General features: G+C 64.6%; 2 protein-coding genes. One reads left to right on the forward strand and one right to left on the reverse strand.

Annotation, left to right across the window (positions count from 1 at the left end):
• Positions 1-679: 679 nt before the first annotated feature.
• The gene (locus tag AB0J42_RS37400) at positions 680-1,462 is read right to left on the reverse strand and encodes a transposase family protein (protein WP_364303285.1); all 783 of its coding nucleotides are present in this window, start codon (positions 1,460-1,462) and stop codon (positions 680-682) included.
• A gap of 595 nt (positions 1,463-2,057) precedes the next feature.
• Between AB0J42_RS37400 and AB0J42_RS37405 the strand changes: the two genes are divergently transcribed.
• Positions 2,058-3,584, forward strand: coding sequence for an IS1380 family transposase (locus AB0J42_RS37405; RefSeq protein WP_364303287.1), 1,527 nt, complete (start codon positions 2,058-2,060; stop codon positions 3,582-3,584).
• Positions 3,585-3,851: the final 267 nt, after the last annotated feature.

The raw sequence follows: 3,851 nt of genomic DNA on the forward strand, positions 1-3,851 counted from the left end.
AACTCTGGCGGGTGAGGTGCGGGCATGGGGGACATCCTTCCTGATGATCAAGGGTGACCTCAGGGCAAGTGTCCGGAAAACGGGGGGAAGCTCAGCTCGCTGGAGAGCAGAGCGTTTGCCTGCTCAATCATCTTCGTGCGTGTCAGTCCAGGCACCCTCTCGCGCGCCTGCCGCTCCAGTGCCTTCAGCTGACCTGCTAGCACCGTCATGTTTCCCATCCGATCCGGCGCATCCGATCCTGTGGCTGCCGGACACCGCCATGACCTGGGCATTCCGGCTCCCGATCCGGCCTGTCCGGTAACTCTTCATCTGGTGCGGAGCCGACGCTGAACTGATGCCCATGAAGCCGGAGACACTGATGCTGATACCGATGTGCGTGACCATCGCAGCTGTGTTGATAGTCGCCATGGCCGTCCGCGGATGCACCCCCACCGAGCGCGCACGGGTGCTGCGCGCAGTCGCGGAAGTCATTCGCGCCTTGTGGGGGAAGCGGTGATCGCACCGTACAATCATGAGGCAATAGCTCTCTCAAAATCCACCGCTACCAGCTGATCGGCCCGTGGTACGGCAATGAGAGGAAGTTCTTGCAGCCGGCTTGGCTGAGCGCGGAAATACGGACGTGCAGTATCACTTGTACGTCCGACACGCGCACGCCATCCGGGTCAAGCATGAGCGTTTTTCATTCTGGGTGGCGTCCCTCCTCGATGAGTTGCAGCACGAGGATGGCCTGCACGATCGGGGTGGCACGGTGCGGGCAGCAGCGCAGCCGGGTCAAGAGGTTCCAGTCCTTGACGGTGGCAACAGCACGTTCTCCGCAGGCGCGGATGCGGGTGTGTGCGCGATTGACCGAGCGTTGGTGGCACGACAGCGGTGGCCGGTGCCAGTGGCGCTTGAACGGCGTGATGATCGTGCCGCCCGCGCCCTGGTATCCTTTGTCGGCGAAGGTCTTCACCCCCGCGGCGGTCAGCGCGTCGATCAAACCGGTGGTGCGTACGGCGGTCAGATCGTGGGTGGCGCCGGGCAGCGCGGGTGAGGTCCACACCAGCCGGCCGGCGGGGTCTGTTATCACCTGCACGTTCATGCCGTGGCGTTTGTGCTTGTCGGAGTAGTACGACCGTTCGTCGGCGAGCCGGTTGATCGGGATCAGTGTGCCGTCGAGGATGGCGTAGGCCAGCCGGTTGGCGCGTAAGGCGGCGGCGTGGACGTCGTCGGCGAGGGTGGCGAGCGGGTCGAGCACCTCGTGGACGTAGCGCCAGGCGGTGCTGGTGCCGATGTGGAAGCTGGCGGCCAGGCGTGCGTAGGTGTCGCCGTTGCGCAGGTGGGCGAGTACGAGCAGGGCTTGCTGGGCTGGGTCTAGGCGGCGCCAGCGGCAGCGGCGTTCGGCCCGGGGTGCGCGGATCAGTTGGGCCAGGCGGGTCAGGGTGTGATCGGACAGCGGGATCACGGAAGGGTAAGACAGCAACGAGGCTCTCCGGTAGAGGCATCGGATCTTGGTCGACTGCTGTCTTACCGGGAGCCTCTTCTCATGCCAACCCGTCTTCTCGTGCACCTTTGCTGACGTGCGCAGTCAGGTTGGAAAACCCTCAACCCGTCTACCAGGGGTTTCTCTGTGCCATCAGACGAACGCAGATCTTGCGATCATGCTGTGACCAGCGTTCCGTAACCGGGAGGATGAAAAAGACTCAGTGCAAGTGATCGGCCGCAACCCCCTGCGCACGCTCCCACTACTCACGCAGCGTCATGACCAACCGTCAGCCATCTGACTTTGAAATCGCCCTGCATTTCGGGCATGGTTATCTGCTGCCTATTCGCTGAGCGCACGTCAGTGGACTGGGATTGCGGGACAGAGTCCACTGGCCAGCATGTCGAGGCATTTGAGGACGGCTATAGACGATCACATTCTCACTTGTAACAGAAGGTTTGGGGTTCGATTCCCCACGTCGGCTCTTCATCCACCTCGTGAATTCACCGGCACACGAATGATCGTCACCTAGCGTCATATGACAGAGAAGGCCCCGCTCTGACCTGGCATGATCTGGATTTCCTAGATCAAGTCCATGCAGGAGACCGGGACCTTCGAAGTGAAGCGTACGGCACCCGCCGGGTTGCGGCGGAAGATCAAGCACGCTAGAGAACGGCGGCGCCGCCGAAAACTGGAAAAACGCACGTCAGCATGGTCGTCCGGGCTGGAGATGACCGACGGCGCGACCGGTCTGGTCCCCGCAGCCGGAGTTCCGCTGCTGCGACTGCTGGCCGAGACCTCCGGCGTACGGGGTCAGGTTTCCACGGCACTGCAGGTACCCGGATTCCATCCCGGACACGACCGGGGGCAGGTCCTGGTCGATGTCGCGATCGGACTGGCGATGGGCGCCGCCTCGGTCAGCGCCGCGATGAGTACAACTGCCGCCGCCAGCGCAGTGGCCGGGCAGATCGCCTCGGGCGTAACCGCCTGGCGGCTGCTCGACCAGGAACTCGACGGCGTCATGCTGGAGAAACTCGCCCGGGCGCGGGCTGCGCACCGGCGCAGGATATGGAGCCTGCTCGCCGCCCGGCCGGAAGGCTTCCCCTGGGTACGCGTGGCCGGACAGGTCTGGGACGGCTGGCTCGTTCTGGACGTCGACGCCTCGCTCGTGGAGACCCACTCGGAGAAGGAAGGCGCGGCACCGACGTACAAGAAGCACATCTTCGGGCTCCACCCGATCCTGGTGACCTGCGCCAACACCGGTGAGATCCTGACGATCCTGCTGCGCCCGGGAAACGCCGGCTCCAACACCACAGACGACCACATCACCGTGCTCACCGAGGCCATCGCCCAACTCCCTGCCCGCTACCGGAAGAAAATCATCTTCCGTAGTGACGGTGCGGGAGCCACCAAAGATCTGCTGAAGTGGATCAAGCAGACGGCCGCCAACGACGGCTACACCTGGCACTACAGCGTCGGCTTCGACGTCACCCAGCCCATCCGCGACGCCATCGTCAAGGTCCCCGAGAAAGCCTGGGCCTGCGCGATCACCCCCGACGGCAAGATCCGCGACCGCGCCTACGTCGCCGAACTGACCGGCCTGCTCGACTTGAACCGAGACCAGGACGGCTGGCCGGAACACATGCGCGTCGTCGCACGGCTGGAACCCCTGCATCCCAAGCACCGCAAGAACGCCAGCACGATCGAGAAGCGGCGCGGCCAGCGGTTTCAGGCCGTCGCGCACGACCTGCCCGGCCACCACTACCCGCGTCAAGACGCCTTCCACCGCGACCACGCCGACGTCGAATCCGTGATCAAGGATGGGAAGAACCTCGGGCTGCGGCGGCTACCCTTCTATGCCCTCGCCGCCAACCAAGCCTGGTGCCATGCCGTCATGCTCGCCGCCGACCTGCTGGCCTGGCTCCGGCTGCTCGTCCTCGACCATCACCCGCACCTGCGCCGGGCCACCCCCGCCACCTTGCGCCGCCTGCTGTTTGCCGTTCCCGCGCGTCTGGTCCGACGCGCTCGCAAGCGCCTGATCCGGTTATGCGCTGATCATCCCCACACCGCCGACCTGATCACCGCCTGGAACAAGATCCGCGCCCTGGCCGCCCCCACCTGACCACGACCTCACCCGTCCCAACGAGCAGAAAGGCCCCCATCCACCGGCCCGGCAGGGGGAGACCAAGGGCCACAACCGGCGACCACCGGCCCTTCAGCATGCCCGCACCCAGAAGCCGGCACCCGGCACCTTGATCAACACGACCCCCAGAGGGCCCGATCACGATCGTGAAGGGACTGTACGGTTTTCGGTGTAACTCCTGATCAAGGAGAACGCACCTGATGAGTACTGTGATCCAGGCATCGACGGAGATTGACCTGGAGGACG

The sequence above is a fragment of the Nonomuraea sp. NPDC049649 genome (genome assembly GCF_040675175.1).
Taxonomy (GTDB): domain Bacteria; phylum Actinomycetota; class Actinomycetes; order Streptosporangiales; family Streptosporangiaceae; genus Nonomuraea.